Below are 16,463 nucleotides of genomic sequence, written 5' to 3'. Positions count from 1 at the left end.
TTTTGACCGCAAGAGGCGGGATGACAGGGCGGTGCGGCGGCGTCAGTCTGGCGGGCATGGACCTGTCCGATCTCAACCGTCACGGCGCCGCGCGCCTGCCCGCCCTGCTCTCCCCCGATCAATGCGCGGAGATGATCGCGCTGTGGGAAAGACCGCACCTCTTCCGCAAGGAAGTGGTGATGGCGCGGCATGGCTATGGCAGCGGGCGCTATCGCTATTTCGACTATCCGCTGCCCGCGCCCGTCGCGGCGTTGCGGGACGCCATATATCCGGCGCTGGCGGATGTCGCCAATCGCTGGGCGGCGATGCTGGGGAGCGGCGACATCTATCCCACGCGCCATGCCGATTTTCTGAAGGCGGGCGCGCTCACCGGACAGGACAAGGCGACGCCGCTGCTGCTGCGCTATGAGGCGGGGGACTGGAACGCGCTGCATCAGGATGTCTATGGCCCGCATGTCTTTCCGCTGCAGACGGCGATCCTGTTGTCGGAGCCGGAACGCGACTTTACCGGCGGCGCTTTCGTTCTGACCGAGCAGCGACCCCGCATGCAGTCGCGGCCCGAGGTGGTTCCGCTGGCCCAGGGTGACGCGGTGGTCTTCCCGGTTCGGGAGCGGCCGGTGATCGGTGCGAGAGGCGTGCATCGAGTGCAGATGCGCCATGGCGTCAGCCGGTTGCTGTCCGGAGCGCGTTACACATTAGGGATCATTTTTCATGACGCGGCATGATGCCGGATTACATTTTGCGACAAATCTTTATGGGCATTGCCAGAATTTTGCGACAACTCCCCCCTAAAGGGGAGGCTTCAGGATCTTGAATTTCAGGGGTGACAAGTGCGCCGTTCCTTCGCCTATCTTATATTTCCGTTGATGATGAGTGCAGCGCCCGGTGCGCTGATGGCGCAGACTGAGGAGCCCAGAGGGCCAGCCGGGCAGATCGACGAGAGCGAGGAAATCATCGTCACCGGCCAGCCCGAGCGAGGCGCGGTAGTCGGCACCATCAAGCCGGAGCAGCAGCTTTCGCCCGCCGATGTGCGGGCACTGGGCGTCACCTCCATATCCGAGATGATCACCGAACTGGCGCCGCAGACCAATGGCAGCCCGGTGATCCTGCTCAACGGCAAGCGGATTTCGAGCTTCTCGGAGATTCAGGACATCCCCTCCGAAGCGGTGGCGCGGGTCGACATCCTGCCGGAGCAGGTCGCGCTGAACTATGGTTATGCGCCGACGCAGAAGGTCGTGAACATCGTGCTGCGCCAGCGTTTCCGCGCCGAGACGATGGACCTGCGCGCAGGTACGACCACGGAGGGCGGGCGCGACAATGGCTCGGTCGAAGGCGGGCTGCTGCGCATACGGGGCGACAATCGCTTCACCCTCGACATGCAGTACAAGACCGCCGCATCGCTGCTGGAAAGCGAGCGCGGCGTGGTGCCGACCGTGCAGGGCGAACAGGCCAACCAGCAATCGGGCCTCGACGCCTTCCTGGTGGGGGAAAACGGCATGACCGGCGGCGAGCTGGCGCATCATCGCACGCTCAGCCCGGCGACCGAGAGCTTTGCCACCAATGCCACCCTGGCCCGCGCGCTGGGGAAGGTGTCGATGACGATCAACGGACGGCTGGAGCTGTCGGACAATGACAGCCTGCAAGGATTCCAGGCGGCGGCGTTCGACCTGCCGGCCGGCAACCCCTTCTCGCCCTTCGCCACGCCGACGAGCTTCTATCGCTATCTGCGTCAGGCGGGCGAGCTGGGCCAACAGATCAAGGGCACGACCGGCCATGTCGGCGTAACGCTGAGCGGGCTGCTGGGCGGGGGCTGGCAATGGTCCTTCACCGGCAATGGCGATTATTCCAACACCCGCACGACGACCGATCGCGGTGTCGATACCAACGCGATCCAGAGCGCGATCAATGCGGGCGCCGATCCCTTCAGTGGCTTTTCGGCGGACCTTCTCTCAACGCGGGCGATCGACCGGGCGAAGGCTGAGTCCAAAGCAGTGACCGGCGACCTGCTGCTGTCCGGTTCGCTGTTCGACCTGCCCGCCGGGGCGGTCACGACATCGGTGCGCGTGGGCGCATCGGCCAATGGCTTCGACAGCCGGTCGATCCGGTCGGGCGTCGAGCGCAATAGCAGCTACAACCGGGAAATCGGCAGCGGGCAGATCAGCCTGGACATGCCGATCACCAGCCGGTCGAAGGGCGTGCTGGGCGCGGTGGGCGACATCGGGGTCAATGTGAACGCGGCGGCGCAGCATTATTCCGACTTCGGCACGCTTTCGACCTTGGGTTACGGCATGCGTTGGCGGCCGGTGCCCGCCGTGCAGTTGCTGATGTCCGCCAATCAGGACCGCGCTGCGCCTACGGGCACGCAGATCACCGATCCGGAAATCCGCACGCCCAATGTGTCAGTGTTCGATTATGCAACTGGACAGACGGTATTCATCACGCAGGTCAGCCGCGGTAACCCCAATCTCAAGGAAAGCGTACGCGACCAGTTCCGGCTGAGTGCGAATATCAAACCATTCGAAAAGCCCAATCTGACGCTGACGGCAACCTATACCAACAGCCGGACGACCAATCCGATTTCGGCCTTTCCGACGCCGTCACCAGCAATCGAGGAGGCCTTTCCTGACCAGTTCGTTCGCAACGGCGGTGTGTTGACGGAGATCAGAGCTTTTCCCATCAACTATCTGCGGTCGCAGAGCGAGCAGTTGCGCTGGGGCTTCGACCTCAGCATTCCGCTGAAATCGCACATCCAGAAGGTGATCGAGGCCTGGCGCGCAGCAGGCGCGAAGCCCGAGGAACGGCCCAAGGAATTGCAGGATCTCCGCAGCCTGTTCGGCAATCGCGGCCCCGGTGGTGGTCAAGCTGGTCAGCCGCCGCAGGGGCAGGAAGGCGGCGACCGGCCACGCGGCGAAGGAGATCAGAGCGGCCGCGGTGGCCAAGGGGGTGGCGGCCAGCGCGGTCCGGGCGGTGGCTTCGGTGGGCCGGGCGGCTTCGGCGGCGGCGGGCGCGGCGGCGGCGGCGGTCGGCTGAGCTTCAGCCTCTATCACACCTGGCATTTCACCGAGAGCATCCTGATCGCGCCCGGCGTGCCGGAGCTGGACCTGCTGAACGGCGACGCCACCGGATCGTCGGGCGGGCAGCCGCGGCATGAACTCAATGCGCGGGTCGGCTATACCAATAATGGCCTGGGCGCGCGATTGAGCGTCGATTGGGAAAGCGGCACCCATGTCGACGGCGCCCTGAGCGGAACGACGAGCGGGGCGTCACGGCTGGACTTCGGCAGTCTGGCGACGGTGGATCTGCGGCTGTTCGCCAATCTGGGGCAGATGCCTTCATTGGTGAAGGCGCACCCCTTTCTGCGGGGCGCGCGGGTGTCCATCGGCATCGACAATCTGTTCAACCAGCGGCGCAGCGTGACCGATGCGACCGGGATGACGCCGGTGCGCTATCAGCCCGGCTATCTCGATCCGATCGGGCGAGCAGTGACGATCAGCTTCCGCAAGCTGTTCTTCTGACGGATTTAAGACGCCGATCCCCGGTCCGTTATGATCGTCAGGACAGATCGGGAAGGGTTCGCCGCATGAAGCCGTCGCGCCGATCACCGCCGAAGCGCTGGACCGCGGAGTCGCTGCACTGGCGGCTTGAATCGCGCCGAGGATTTGGAGAGGGAAAGGCCGCCTCAGCCCCGCATGACTTCCAAGGCCTTGCCCACAGCCAAAATCCCTTCCGGCGCGGCGGCAAAGCCCATATGCGTGCAATCCACCTCGATCGCCCGGTCGCGCTCCCCGGCGCGCCCCTTGGCGCATTCAGGCAAAATCACGCCATCGCGCTGCGACCATAAAGCCACGGTCGGCACCGGCGGCTTGACCTCGCGATTGCAGGCAAAGGGCGGCTGATCCACCGGAAAGCCTGACACCAACTGATAGAGACGCCAGGCATGATTGGCGCGCGGGTCGCCGGAAAAGGGCGTGCCCATCGTCACCACCCCGCCAACCTTGGCGGTGGCGAATTTCGCATATTCCCGTGCAAACAGCCCGCCCAGGCTCCAGCCCACCAGCGTCACCCGGGCGCCCGTCTCCCGCCTGATGGCGTCCACCCGCCGGTCGATCTGCTCCAGACTGTCGGGTTTCGGTCCGAAATTGCGCCCCATGCCCCAGCCATGCGCCTCATAACCCGCCGCATTCAGCACGGCGCGCAACGGCTCCATCCGCTGTTCGCCCGCCATCAGTCCGGGGATCAGCAGAACCTGCCGCCCGTCGCCGCGGATCGCCCGCGCCAGGCTGGAGGCCTGCGCCCGCGTCCGCACCAGATCGAGAGGTACTGACGCATTGCCCAACAGATGCTGGAGCGATGGCCGTTCAGCCGCGCGCGGACCGCTGGCCAGGCGGCCTCTCCAGAAGGTGGCAATGACGTCGGCATAAGGCGGCACGAAAATGTCTTTCCTTTTTCCAAAAGGAAAAATGACATTCTCATGACAATAGCTCCCGAGTCCATGGGAATTCATCCACCAGGACAAACGGTCCGTCGTTTGTGACAGCGGCTTTGAGCGGGGTCAGGGCGCCAATGGAGACGTTTGCGCCACAGGCACGCCATCGGCCGCCCGCAACTGGCGCGGCTCCAGGATCGCGGCCGTCTCGATCAGGTCGAGCGCCCGCCGCGCCTCCAGATAGCGGCGCGCAAATTGCATCCAGCGGTCCGCCGCAGCCCGTCCCGGCATTTGTTCCACCTCCGCCAGCGCCGCGCCGACCCGCGACCCGTCCAGATAGCGGATCGCCCGGTCCAGCGCCGCCTGCGGCCGGGGAGAGGGGGTGGACGCCTTGTGAATGGTGATGATCTCGCGAGCCTCATGCTCCAGCGCTTCCCACCAGCTTGCATTGGCGGACGGCACCGTCACCTGATCGGCCACCGCCGTCAGCCCGGCGCGCAGATCGGCCAGGGTCACCGGCTCCCGCGCTGCGTTGATGATGGTCGCGACGGCGCGTGGCTGCGCCTGCCCGAAGCGCAGCCGCAACTGCCCTTCAATATAGCCGAGCGGCGTCCCGCTATCGAGCGCCCGCCGCGCCGCGAAGGCGACCAACAGGCCTTCCGCGCGCGCCGCATTGCCCGAAGCCGCCTGCGCCTCCACGGCGATGCGGTTGAGCCGCTCTTCCAGTTGGACCACCCGCGCATCCAGCATTTGCCCGGCATCGGCGGACAGCGGACGCATCGGCACGCCCGATCCCGCAGCGTTGAGCAGCGGATCGCTCAGCGCCGCCTGCCGCTGCGGCGCGTACCATCGCTGGATTTTCGGCAGGGCCAGAACGGTCAGCACCACCCCGACGGCAAAGGCGAGCAAGACCAGCAGCACCAGCATCCAGAGCCCACGCCGCCGTGCGGGGAGCGGCGTTGCCACGCCGTCCGCCGCGCCGCCCACCGTGCCGCCGCCCACCGTGCCGTCCGTGTCGCTCATCAAGGGTCTGTCTTCCATATGAGGCGAATCATTCGCATAATCGGACGGCAAGGGCCAGCATCCTCTCATCATCGGGCTTATCGGGCGCCTGGGCGCTGGCCCAGCCGTCGCCGCAGGCCGTCAGCGCGGCCGGGCTGATCGCGATCAGGTGCAGGGCGGCGCGCTGCTCCATCTCCACAAGCTGCGCCAGCACTTCCCCGGCGCGTGGGGAATGGACCAACAGGATGCTGTCCGCCTCCAGCCGCTCCGCCAGCCGGTCATCCTCGATCCGCAGCATTTCATAAACCGCGATACGCTCGATCCGCAGCGCCCCTTCATCGATCGGCGCGATCGTCCGCCCGGCCAGATGCAGCACATGGCCATGCCCGTCCGCCGCGATCCGCCGCGCAATGGCGGTGCCATCGCCATCCCCGGCGGCGACCTGCGCAAAGCCCGCTTCCCCCAGCGCCTTCGCCGTCGCTTTTCCAACCGCATAAGCGGGCAGGTTGCGATAATCGGCCAGCCGTTCCCCCGCCAGCCGGGCTGCATTGGCGCTGGTCAACAACAGGGCGTCGAAGCGGCTTGCGGCAGGAGCCTCCCAATCCAGCGCCCGCGGCACGAACAGGGGAACAATCCGTGCCTCCAGCCCCAATTCCGCCGCCCGCTCGGCCGTCTTGCCGGCGCCCGGCTCGGGCCGCAGGATGATGAGCGGCCTCACGGCTCGAACAGCGCGCGCAACGCCGGACTCGCCTGCTCCAGCAAGCGGCACCCCATAGCTTCGGCAGCAGCGGCATCGCGCCGATCAATCCGCAGCGAATCCCCGACTGTTTCCTGCCCATCAGGGCTGATGATCTCGGCGCGCAGGTGAATCCGCCCATCCTCCAGCCGCCCCAGCGCCGCAATCGGGGAATGGCATGTGCCCCCCAAACCGACCAGCACAGCCCGCTCCGCCATCACGCAGTCGAACGTGTCCGCATCGCTGATCGTCGCCAGCAATTCCAGCATGGCCGCATTGTCGCTCAATGTCTCGATCCCCACCGCCCCTTGCGACGGCGCAGGCAGCATGACGTCAATCGGGATCGTCACGCCCACATCGCTTTGGCCCAGCCGGTCCAGCCCCGCCGCCGCCAGCAAGGTCGCATGCGCTTCGCCCTTGGCCAGCTTGGCGAGCCGCGTCGCCACATTGCCGCGAAACAGCACGACCTCCGCATCGGGGCGAAGCCGCTTCACCTGTGCCGCCCGGCGCGGCGAACTGGTGCCGACCACCGGCTTTTCGGGAAGCGCCTCGAAACTCTCCGCGCCCACCAGCCGATCCCGTACATCGGCACGCGGCAGCATCGCCGCTATCCGAATCTCGGCCGGTCGCAGCGTCTCGACATCCTTCATCGAGTGCACGGCAAAATCGATCTCGCCCGCGATCAGCGCCCGATCCAGTTCCTTGGTCCACAGCGCCTTGCCGCCGATCTCCGCCAAGGCCCGGTCCTGAATACGGTCCCCGCTGGTCTGCACCACGACGATTTCGACCGCACCGTCATCCCAACCGTGGCGTGCGCACAGCGCCGCCCTCGTCATATGCGCCTGCGCGAGCGCAAGCGGGGAACCACGGGTGCCAAGGCGGAGGGGGCGGGAAGGCTTTTGCATGATCCCGCTTGCTCTAATGGTCGCGGACATTAGATGGAAGCGGCAATGACGATCATCCTTGGCCTGGAATCAAGCTGCGACGAAACCGCGGCGGCGCTGGTGACGGCGGAGGGCAGGATTCTCGCCCACCGCCTCGCCACGCAGGAGGAGGCGCATCGCCCCTATGGCGGCGTCGTCCCCGAAATCGCCGCCCGCGCCCATGTGGAAGCTCTCGCGCCGCTGATCGAAGCGGCGCTGAAGGACGCAGACCTCACCCTGAACGATGTCGACGTGATTGCCGCGACAGCCGGTCCCGGCCTGATCGGCGGCGTGATGGTCGGCCTCGTCACCGGCAAGGCGCTCGCCCATGCGGCGAACAAGCCGCTGATCGCGGTCAATCACCTCGAAGGTCACGCCCTTTCGCCGCGCCTCGCGGACCCGACCCTCCAATTCCCCTATCTGCTGCTGCTGGTGTCCGGCGGCCATTGCCAGCTCCTCCAGGTGCGCGGCCCCGGCGATTATGCCCGCCTCGCCACCACCATCGACGACGCCAGCGGCGAAGCCTTCGACAAGACGGCGAAACTGCTCGGCCTCGGCTATCCCGGCGGCCCGGCGGTCGAGAAAGCGGCCGCCCAGGGCAACCCCAAAGCCGTCCCGCTTCCACGCCCCCTCGTCGGCACGGCGGAACCGCATTTCTCCTTCGCGGGCCTGAAAAGCGCGGTCATGCGCGCCGCCCAATCCGGCCAATATTCGACGGAAGATATCGCCGCGAGCTTCCAGCAGGCGGTGATCGATTGCCTGATCGACCGCACCGAAAAGCAGCTTGCCGAGCGCCAGGGCATCACCGCTCTCGTCGTCGCGGGGGGCGTCGCCGCCAACCAGTCGATCCGCGCCGCGCTCGAAGCCCTTGCGGCCAAACATGATCTGCCCTTCGTCGCCCCGCCGCTCTGGCTCTGCACGGACAATGCCGCGATGATCGCCTGGGCGGGGGCGGAGCGCTATGCGGCAGGCCTGATCGACGATTTGACCGTCCCGGCCCGCCCGCGCTGGCCGCTCGACCCCAACGCCGAAAAAGCGCGCGGCGCCGGAGTCAAAGCATGAAGGGTGTGAAAGCATGAAGGCCGGTGTCATCGGAGCAGGCGCATGGGGCACCGCGCTCGCTCAAACCCTGGCGACGGATGGCCGGCATGTCCGCCTCTGGGCGCTGGAACCCGAAGTGGTGGAGGCGGTCAACAAGGACCGCCAGAACCCGCTTTATCTCCCGAACATCCCGCTCAGCGCCTCGATCGAAGCCACTGGCGACATCGCCGCCATGGCCGACCGGGACATGTTGCTGATCGTCAGCCCTGCCCAGCATCTGCGCGCTGTCGTGGCGCAAGCCCCCGCGGGCACCCCGCTCATCCTCTGCTCCAAGGGCATAGAAGCGGGCACCAGCCTGCTCATGTCCGAAGTCGCGCAACAAGCGCAGCCCACGTCCCCCGTCGCCGTCCTGTCCGGCCCGACTTTTGCCCATGAGGTGGCGAAGGGTCTTCCCACCGCGATCACGTTGGCCTGCGCCGACGCCGACCTCGCCGCGAAGATCGCTGCCCGCATCGCCCGCCCGGCCTTTCGCCCCTATCTCTCCGATGATGTGGTCGGCGCGGAGATCGGCGGCGCGGTAAAGAATGTTCTCGCCATCGCCTGCGGCGTCGCGGAGGGTGCAGGTCTGGGCCTCAACGCCCGCGCCTCCCTCATCAGCCGGGGTTTTGCCGAAATGACCCGCTTCGGCCTCGCGAGGGGCGCCCGCGCCGAGACCCTTGCGGGCCTCTCGGGCCTGGGCGATCTCGTCCTCACCTGCTCCTCGACCAACAGCCGCAACTTCTCGCTCGGCAAGGGTCTGGGCGAGGGCCAGTCCGCCAAGGACCTGCTCTCCAACCGCCGGACCGTAGCGGAAGGCGCGTTCACCGCCCCCGTCCTGCGCGAAGCAGCCCGCGCGGCAAAGGTCGAAATGCCAGTGGTCGAAGCCGTCTGCGCCCTGCTCGAAGACGCCGCGCCGCTCGCCCAAGTGATGGACGCGCTACTCGCCCGTCCGTTGCGCGCCGAATAAAAACTCGCGCTCTTTCTAGATATTGCTACAGTCCGGCTCCACAAAATGACGCCACAGCATTGACGCCACAGGGGGACCATAGTTCGTTGCCGGTTGAAGGGGCCTCTCCCGCGCAGCAGGATGATATTGCCGCGCTCGCCAAGGGCGGACGGACCAATGTGTTCGGTTTCCTGCTCCGCCTCGCCGCGCGCTTGCCCTTCCTGTTCATCGCGGGCCGCTGGTATGGCGCCGATGCGCTGGGCCGCTTCGCCTATGCCGTGCTCGTGGTGGAGTTCGTCGCCCAGCTCGCGACCCTTGGCCTGAAACGCGGCCTGGCGGGAGCGCTGGCGCAAACCGAACGCCCGCACGGCCATGTCGTCACCGACGCGATGCTGGTGACGCTGATCGCGTCCCTTATCGGCAGCGCGCTCCTCGTCGCCTTTCCGCAAGCGATGTTCCCGAACAGCGGCATCAACGGTCTTGATCGCCTGCTCGCCCTGATCGTGATCGCGGTGGCCGGGTCCGACGTGGCGCTTGCCGCCTGCGCCTATCGCTTCGACATCGGCGCCACCGTCCGCGCGCGTTCTATCATCGAGCCCTGGGCGATCAGCATCGGCGCCTTCGCCTTCGCCTTTTATTCGACCCGCGACGGCCTGATCCTGTCCTATGTCGTCTCGATGATCGCCGCGATGGTCGCCTCGATCATTCCGATGACCCGCCATTACGGCATTCCCTATGGGTGGCGCCCGGATTTCGGCCGGCTCTGGCGGTTGGCGCGCCGCAACCTGCCCCTCGCGGCCGCCGACGGCGTCGAATGGGGCTCCCGCCGTCTCGATATGGCGATCCTCGGCCTGTTCGTCAGTCCGGCGGTGGTCGGCATCTATTATGTCGCCCAGCAGGTCGCCTCTCTGCCGCAAAAGCTGAAAACCAGCTTCGACCCGATCCTGGGGCCTGTCATCACCCGCAATCTGGCGGAGGGCAATCTCACCGCCATCGCCAAGCAGGTCAGCCAGGTCGGCTTCTGGATCATCGCCGCGCAGGCGGGCATTGCGCTGGCGCTGGGCATCCCCGGCGAAGCGGTCATGGGTCTTGTCGGCCCCCATTTCGTCGGCGGCACCGGCGCGCTCGCCTTCCTGCTGCTGGCCGAAGTCGTCGCCGCCACCGCCGTCGTCAGCGAATCCGCGTTGGTCTATATCGCCCGCCATCGCAATCTGATGATCTCGCTGCTGATGATCGGTTTGCAGGCTGCGCTCAGCTTCGCGCTGATCTTCCTGGCCCGCCGCCTCGGCTTCCAGGATATGGCCGTCGCCGCCGCGCCCGCCCTTGCGCTCAGCATAGCGCTCGGCGTCAGCGCTCTTGTCAAGGCTTGGCTGCTCTCCCGCTTGCTCGGCGCCAAGATCAATGCCTGGCGCTGGCCGCTGCTCAGCGCTTCCGGCGTCGCCTGCATCGTCGGCGCCGCCTTCGTCGCGCTGCCACCCCAGTTCGAATGGGTGGAACTGGTCTTCGGCGTCTTCACGATCCTTGGGGTGTACGGCTTCGTCATCTGGCGCTGGGGCTTCGGCCCTGACGATCGGGCGCTGTTCAGGAAGCAGAAGGCGGCTGCCTAAGCCCGCCCCGTTAAACTACAACTTAAAAAGGCCGGACTTCCGCCCGGCCCTCCCAACTCACCCCAGCGCCTTCGCCCGGATCGCCTGCAGATCCTCTTCGGGCCGCGCGCCCCAGTGCGAGATCACCTCGGCCGCCGCCGCCGCGCCCAGTTTCAGGCACTTGTCGACCTCCAGCCCCTCCAGATGACCGGCAAGGAAGCCCGCCGCGAACAGATCGCCCGCCCCGGTCGTGTCGATCACCTCGGCCACCGGCGCCGCAAAGGCTTCGTAGCGCATGCCGTCGACCACCGCGATCGCGCCCTTTTCGCTGCGCGTCGACACCAGCACCGGCACCTTGGCCGCGATGGCAGCCACCGCCTTCTCGAAATCGTCGACCTGCGCCAGCGACTGAATTTCCCCCTCATTGGAAAAGAGGATGTCGATCAGCCCCTGGTCGATCAGGTCGAGGAAGTCGGCCCGATGCCGGTCGATCACGAAATTGTCGGACAGGGTGAAGGCGACCTTCCGCCCCGCGCCCCGCGCCGCGTCGATCGCTGCGCGCATCGCCGCCCGCGGCTGCTCCGGATCCCAGAGATAGCCTTCCAGGTAGAGGATCGAAGCCGAACGGATCAGGTCGAGATCCAGCGCCGCCTCAGGCAGAAACTGCGACGCCCCCAAAAAGGTGTTCATCGTCCGCTGCGCGTCCGGCGTCACCAGGATCAGGCAGCGCGCCGTCGGCGCATCGCCCTGCATCACCGGCGTGTCGTAGCGGATGCCGAGCGCCCGCACGTCATGCGCGAAGACCGCGCCCAACTGGTCCTCATTGACCTGCCCGATGAAGCCGCATTTCTTGCCCAGCGCCGCCAGCCCCGCCAGCGTGTTCGCCGCCGACCCGCCGCTGATCTCCTTGCCCGCGCCCATATCGGCATAAAGGCTCTCCGCGGTTTCCGCGTCGATAAGCTGCATGCCGCCCTTGGTCAGCGCATGTTCGGCCAGAAAGCCGTCATCGCTCCGGGCGAGCACATCGACAATGGCGTTGCCGATCGCGACAACATCAAGCGTGGGAGCAGCAGCGGTCACGCAAAATCCTTCGTGAATGAGGGGGGGAAAATCCCGCCGTCTCTACCTATCCTTGCGGCCCCGCGCAACGGACTGATTGACGGGCGGCAGAGAGCGCGGAATAGCTGCGTCATGGTCCTCGCCGCCGCCCTTCGCGCCTTCCCTTCGATCTTTCACGGCGCCGCGCTTCGGCTGCTGTTCAAGACGCTGCTGCTGACCCTGCTCGCCTTCGCGATCCTCGCCGTCGCGCTGTGGAGCGGCATCCACGCCGCCCGCCTGCATTTCGGCTGGGACAGGGGCATGGGATGGGGCGGGCTGGCCGAAGCGACGGCCACCGCCCTTGCGATGATCGCAGCCGCCTGGCTGTTGTTCCGCGCCACCGCCATGGCGATCATGAACCTCTTTGCCGACGACATCATCGTCGCGGTGGAGCGCGACAGCTACCCGCAAGCCGCCGCCCGCGCCCGCCCGGTCGGCTGGGGGCGCAGCCTCCATTCCGCGCTTCGCTCCCTCCTGCGCACCATTGGCTGGAACCTGCTCGCGCTGCCCGCCTATGCGCTGCTGCTGGTGACGGGCGTCGGCACCATCGGCCTGTTCCTGATCCTCAACGCCACCCTGCTCGGCCGCGACCTGGCCGACATGGTCGAGCCGCGCCACCCCGACCTGCCGCCTATCCCGCGCGGCAGCCGGTGGCTGATGGGCCTCGTCTCGGCGCTTCTGTTCCTTGTGCCGATCCTCAACCTGCTTGCACCGATCTGGAGCGCGGCTATGGCAGTCCACATGCTGCACGGTGCCCGAAGGAAAATGCCATGAAACGCCCCCATCTGGCCCCTCGTTTGACGCTTGTGGCAGCCCTTTCATCGACCCTCACCGCTTGCGGAGGCGTCGTGCCGCCCCCCGCGACCCAGATCGCCCGGCCACCCGCCGGTCCCCCGGCCAGCGCCTTCACCCGCCCCGGCCCGCTGATTGGAACCGACGCCCGGCATCTGATCCAGATGTTTGGCCAGCCCCGGCTCGACATCCGCGAAAGCACCATGCGCAAGCTGCAATTCGCCAATGGCCGCTGCGTGCTCGACGCCTATCTCTACGTCCCGCCGCAGGGGAAGGAACCGCTCGTCACCCATGTCGATGCCCGCACGCCGACGGGCACGGACATCGATCCGGTGAGTTGTTCGGCGGCGCTCCAGGCGAAATAATGAGCGCGGCATGAAGCATGAGGTGTTCCTGCGAAGGCAGGGGCACATTTCCATCTGAACAGGAAGCCCTAGCCCAACCGCTCCAGCGCCCAACGCGCAGCCTCCGCCACCACCGGGTCTTCATCCCCGGTCAGCGGCCGCAACCGCTCAATCAGCCGCTTGTCGCCGCTGTTCCCCGCCGCGATGGCGGCGTTGCGCACCATCCGGTTCCGTCCGATCCGCTTGATTGGTGAACCGGAAAAAATCTCGCGAAAGCCCGCATCGTCCAGCGCCAGCAGATCGCCCAGTTCCGGCGCCGCCAGCTCCGCCCGCCCGATAAAAGCCCGGTTTGCCGCGGCGGCATCCGCGAACTTGTTCCACGGACACACCGCCAGACAATCGTCGCAGCCGTAAATGCGGTTGCCGATCCCCGCCCGGAACTCCTCCGGAATCGGCCCCTTATGCTCGATGGTGAGGTAGGAAATGCACCGCCGCGCATCGACCACATAGGGCGCGGGAAAGGCTCCGGTCGGACACGCCGTCTGACAGGCGGAGCAACTGCCGCAATGGTCCTTCTCCGGCGCATCGGGCACCAGGGTGATCTCGCTATAGATCGCACCCAGAAACAGCCAACTGCCATGCGTCCGGCTGACGAGGTTGCTGTGTTTCCCCTGCCAGCCCAGCCCCGCCGCCTGCGCCAGCGGCTTTTCCATCACCGGCGCGGTATCGACAAAGACCTTGAGCGCGCTCGGCTGCTGCTCGACCAGCCAGCGGGCGAGCGCCTTCAGCCCCTTCTTGACCACGTCATGATAGTCCCGCCCCTGCGCATAGACCGAAATCCGTCCCCGGTCCCCGACATCGGCCAGGGCCAGCGGATCGCGTCCCGGCGCATAACTCATCCCCAGCATGATGACGCTGCGCACTTCGGGCCACAGCCCTTGCGGCGACCCGCGCTGCCCCGCGCGCTCCTCCATCCACAGCATCCCGCCATGATGCCCGGCGTCCAGCCATTGGCGCAATCTCTCGGCCGAACGCGGCGCGGCATCGGCGGGCGCGATGGCGCAGGCGGCAAAGCCCAACCGCAACGCTTCGGCCTTAAGCCGTTCTTCCAATGTTTCGTTTTGCGTTGGCATGCGATGCGACTATCAGAGGCCGATGATCGGGGCTCCTCAACCGACCTATGCCGTTGAAGGCCATGGTCTTGTCAAGACATTCGGCAATTTCCGGGCGGTGGACGGCATCGACATCGCGGTGCCCGCCGGTTCGATCTACGGCATTCTCGGCCCCAATGGCGCAGGCAAGACGACACTGCTCAGAACCCTGCTCGGCATCATCGACCCGGATGAAGGGTCGCGCAGCCTGTTGGGCGATCCCGTCCCGCTGCGTCAGGCGCGCAATGTCGGCTATCTGCCGGAGGAACGCGGCCTCTACCCCTCAATGAAGGCATTCGAGGCAGTCGCCTTCATGGGTGCTCTGCGCGGCCTGCCGCTCAAGACCGGGCGGGAGCGCGCCCGCGCCATGCTGGCCGATTACGGCATGGGCGCCTCGACCGAAAAGCCGATCCGTCAGTTGTCGAAGGGCATGGCCCAGACCGTCCAACTTTTCGGCACGATCATCCACGAACCGCGCCTTATCGTGCTGGACGAGCCCTTTTCCGGCCTCGACGCCTTCAACCAGGGCAAGTTGGAGGTGCTGATCCGCGATCAGGCCCGGCGCGGCGTGACGGTGCTCTTTTCCACCCATGTCATCGCCCATGCCGAACGGCTGTGCGAGCGTGTCGCCATCGTCGCGGGCGGCCGCGTCCGCTTCGAAGGCACGGTGGACGATGCCCGCAACCGTCTCCGCCCGCAAGTCCGCCTCCGCACCCGCGCCAGCGACGGCGGCTGGCGCCGCGCCTTGCCCGCCGAAACCCTGGCGGAAGACGGGACATGGCATTTCGCCCTGCCGAAGGACGGCATCGAACCATTGCTCCGCGCCCTGCTCGACAGCAATGCCGGGATAGAAAGCCTGTCGATCGAGCGTCCCGGCCTGCACGACGCTTTCGTCGCCATCGCCGGTGAAGCGGCGGCGCGGCAAATGCAGGACGATCAGGCGCGGGAGGAAGCGGCATGACCGAAATGATGCGCGCCGCCTTCGTTATTGCCCGGCGGGATTTCACCGCCGTCGTGCTGTCCCGCACCTTCATCTTCTTCCTGCTCGGCCCGCTTTTCCCGATCGTCATCGGTATGGCGTTCGGCGGCTTGGGCGACCGGATTTCCACCACCGATCTCCGCCCGGTCGTGGGCATCGCCATGTCGCCCGCCGATACGGCGCGGATGCAGCGCGCCCATGCCCGGCTGGCCGAACGCACGGGGCCGCAAGCGCTGCCGGTGCTGCGCCGCGTGCCGCTGACGCCCGCTCCACGCGTTCAACTGGCGAAGGCGAATGCCGATGTCATGGTGATCGTGTCCGGTTCCCCCGCCGAGCCGGTGATGACCGGCCAACCACAGGATATTCAGCGTCTGGAGGGCGATATCAGCCTGCTCGCCAGCGCCGCGCTGGCCGAACAGTCGCTGCATATGGTGCATGTCGAGTCGCGGCAGGTCGCGACCAGCGTCGGCGCGCAGACCCAGGGCAGGTTGGTGATCGGACGGATCGCCCAGATCGTGATCTTCTTCCTGACGATCCTGCTCGCAGGCATGATCCTGTCCAATCTGGTCGAGGAAAAGACGAACAAGATCATCGAGATTCTGGCCGCCGCCGTGCCGGTCGACGCGATCTTCCTGGGCAAGTTGATGGCGATGCTGGCGATGAGCTTCGTCGGTATCCTGTTCTGGGGCGGCACCGCCTTCTGCGTGTTCCTGGCACTAAAGACGCCCGGCGTCAGCCTGCCCGTTCCCGCGATCGGCTGGCCGGTCTTCCTGATGCTCGCCGTCATCTATTTCGCCATGGCCTATACGCTGCTGGGCTCGCTGTTCCTGGGGATCGGCGCGCAGGCGGCCACGGTACGCGAAGTGCAGACGCTCAACATGCCCGTGACCATGGGGCAGATGCTGATCTTCTTCTTCGCCACCTATGCGGTCGACAAGATGGGATCGCCGCCGGAGATCGCGGCCGTGATCCTGCCCTTCTCCTCGCCCTTCGCGATGATCGCGCGGGCGGCGCAGGTGGACGCGATCTGGCCCCATCTGCTCGCCATTGCCTGGCAGATGCTCTGGGTCGGCCTGATCATCCGCATCGGCGTCCTGCTGTTCCGCCGCCATGTGCTGAAATCGGGCGGGGGCTGGTGGAAACAGCTATTCAGAAGCGCGACAGGCTGAACCTGCTAGGCCGTAAACTCATGAATGGCGCGTTCGAGGTTTGAAGCAAAAAGGCCCAGCACAAGGAGAGAGGGCGCAGGAATATGTCGATATTTCAAGCCCTCTCGACGCCGGGATGGGCCTTTTTGGTCAAATCCGCAGGACGCCAAAATGGCTTCCATCTCGAACCGAAATGCGCTTGCAAAGGTGTCCAACCTTCGCGGCGCGCATTTCGGCCCGATATGTTCGCCA

General features: G+C 66.4%; 15 protein-coding genes. 9 read left to right on the top strand and 6 right to left on the bottom strand.

Annotated features, from left to right (window positions below; translation table 11 throughout):
* Positions 1-20 precede the first annotated feature (20 nt).
* Complete coding sequence (locus VVT58_RS15125) at positions 21-725, top strand: 2OG-Fe(II) oxygenase (protein WP_327752980.1); 705 nt, start codon at positions 21-23, stop codon at positions 723-725.
* 105 nt (positions 726-830) lie between these two features.
* Positions 831-3,515: a TonB-dependent receptor gene (locus tag VVT58_RS15120; protein ID WP_327752981.1), complete on the top strand. Its 2,685-nt coding sequence runs from the start codon at positions 831-833 to the stop codon at positions 3,513-3,515.
* 164 nt (positions 3,516-3,679) lie between these two features.
* Here the strand turns inward: VVT58_RS15120 and VVT58_RS15115 are convergent, their stop codons facing one another.
* The 4 genes from VVT58_RS15115 to hemC all read right to left on the bottom strand — a co-directional run bounded on the left by VVT58_RS15115 (position 3,680) and on the right by hemC (position 7,069).
* The gene (locus VVT58_RS15115; protein WP_327752983.1) at positions 3,680-4,429 is read right to left on the bottom strand and encodes an alpha/beta fold hydrolase; all 750 of its coding nucleotides are present in this window, start codon (positions 4,427-4,429) and stop codon (positions 3,680-3,682) included.
* A gap of 123 nt (positions 4,430-4,552) precedes the next feature.
* Positions 4,553-5,467, bottom strand: coding sequence for a hypothetical protein (locus VVT58_RS15110; protein WP_066560182.1), 915 nt, complete (start codon positions 5,465-5,467; stop codon positions 4,553-4,555).
* 10 nt (positions 5,468-5,477) lie between these two features.
* Positions 5,478-6,146, bottom strand: coding sequence for a uroporphyrinogen-III synthase (locus VVT58_RS15105; protein ID WP_327752984.1), 669 nt, complete (start codon positions 6,144-6,146; stop codon positions 5,478-5,480).
* On the bottom strand, positions 6,143-7,069 hold the full coding sequence (gene hemC / locus VVT58_RS15100) for a hydroxymethylbilane synthase (protein WP_327752985.1): 927 nt from the start codon (positions 7,067-7,069) through the stop codon (positions 6,143-6,145). The genes VVT58_RS15105 and hemC overlap by 4 nt, the downstream gene beginning before the upstream one ends.
* 45 nt (positions 7,070-7,114) lie before the next feature.
* Here hemC and tsaD point away from each other — a divergent pair, with 45 nt between their 5' ends.
* The 3 genes from tsaD to VVT58_RS15085 all read left to right on the top strand — a co-directional run bounded on the left by tsaD (position 7,115) and on the right by VVT58_RS15085 (position 10,720).
* Complete coding sequence (gene tsaD / locus VVT58_RS15095) at positions 7,115-8,149, top strand: tRNA (adenosine(37)-N6)-threonylcarbamoyltransferase complex transferase subunit TsaD (protein ID WP_327752986.1); 1,035 nt, start codon at positions 7,115-7,117, stop codon at positions 8,147-8,149.
* A gap of 13 nt (positions 8,150-8,162) precedes the next feature.
* Entirely contained in the window at positions 8,163-9,134 is a 972-nt protein-coding gene (locus tag VVT58_RS15090) for an NAD(P)H-dependent glycerol-3-phosphate dehydrogenase (RefSeq protein ID WP_087575045.1), read from the top strand.
* Positions 9,135-9,220: 86 nt separating this feature from the next.
* The gene (locus VVT58_RS15085; protein ID WP_066560190.1) at positions 9,221-10,720 is read left to right on the top strand and encodes a lipopolysaccharide biosynthesis protein; all 1,500 of its coding nucleotides are present in this window, start codon (positions 9,221-9,223) and stop codon (positions 10,718-10,720) included.
* Between the two features lie 57 nt (positions 10,721-10,777).
* Here the strand turns inward: VVT58_RS15085 and VVT58_RS15080 are convergent, their stop codons facing one another.
* On the bottom strand, positions 10,778-11,779 hold the full coding sequence (locus tag VVT58_RS15080; RefSeq protein ID WP_327752987.1) for an adenosine kinase: 1,002 nt from the start codon (positions 11,777-11,779) through the stop codon (positions 10,778-10,780).
* 111 nt (positions 11,780-11,890) lie between these two features.
* Between VVT58_RS15080 and VVT58_RS15075 the strand changes: the two genes are divergently transcribed.
* Positions 11,891-12,571: an EI24 domain-containing protein gene (locus VVT58_RS15075; protein ID WP_327752989.1), complete on the top strand. Its 681-nt coding sequence runs from the start codon at positions 11,891-11,893 to the stop codon at positions 12,569-12,571.
* Positions 12,568-12,954, top strand: a complete 387-nt coding sequence (locus VVT58_RS15070; RefSeq protein ID WP_066560197.1) for a hypothetical protein — start codon at positions 12,568-12,570, stop codon at positions 12,952-12,954. The genes VVT58_RS15075 and VVT58_RS15070 overlap by 4 nt, the downstream gene beginning before the upstream one ends.
* 68 nt (positions 12,955-13,022) lie before the next feature.
* Here the strand turns inward: VVT58_RS15070 and queG are convergent, their stop codons facing one another.
* Positions 13,023-14,066, bottom strand: coding sequence for a tRNA epoxyqueuosine(34) reductase QueG (queG, locus tag VVT58_RS15065; RefSeq protein WP_327752990.1), 1,044 nt, complete (start codon positions 14,064-14,066; stop codon positions 13,023-13,025).
* 22 nt (positions 14,067-14,088) lie between these two features.
* Between queG and VVT58_RS15060 the strand changes: the two genes are divergently transcribed.
* Entirely contained in the window at positions 14,089-15,045 is a 957-nt protein-coding gene (locus tag VVT58_RS15060; protein ID WP_087574480.1) for an ABC transporter ATP-binding protein, read from the top strand.
* Positions 15,042-16,232: an ABC transporter permease gene (locus tag VVT58_RS15055; protein ID WP_327752991.1), complete on the top strand. Its 1,191-nt coding sequence runs from the start codon at positions 15,042-15,044 to the stop codon at positions 16,230-16,232. Before VVT58_RS15060 ends, VVT58_RS15055 begins: the two co-directional genes overlap by 4 nt.
* The last annotated feature ends 231 nt before the right edge of the window (positions 16,233-16,463 follow it).

The sequence above is a fragment of the Sphingobium sp. SJ10-10 genome (genome assembly GCF_036038995.2).
In the GTDB taxonomy this organism is placed as follows: Bacteria; Pseudomonadota; Alphaproteobacteria; order Sphingomonadales; family Sphingomonadaceae; genus Sphingobium.
The sequence above is the reverse complement of the archived record's forward strand: the minus strand, read 5'-3'. Positions and strand labels throughout refer to the sequence as shown.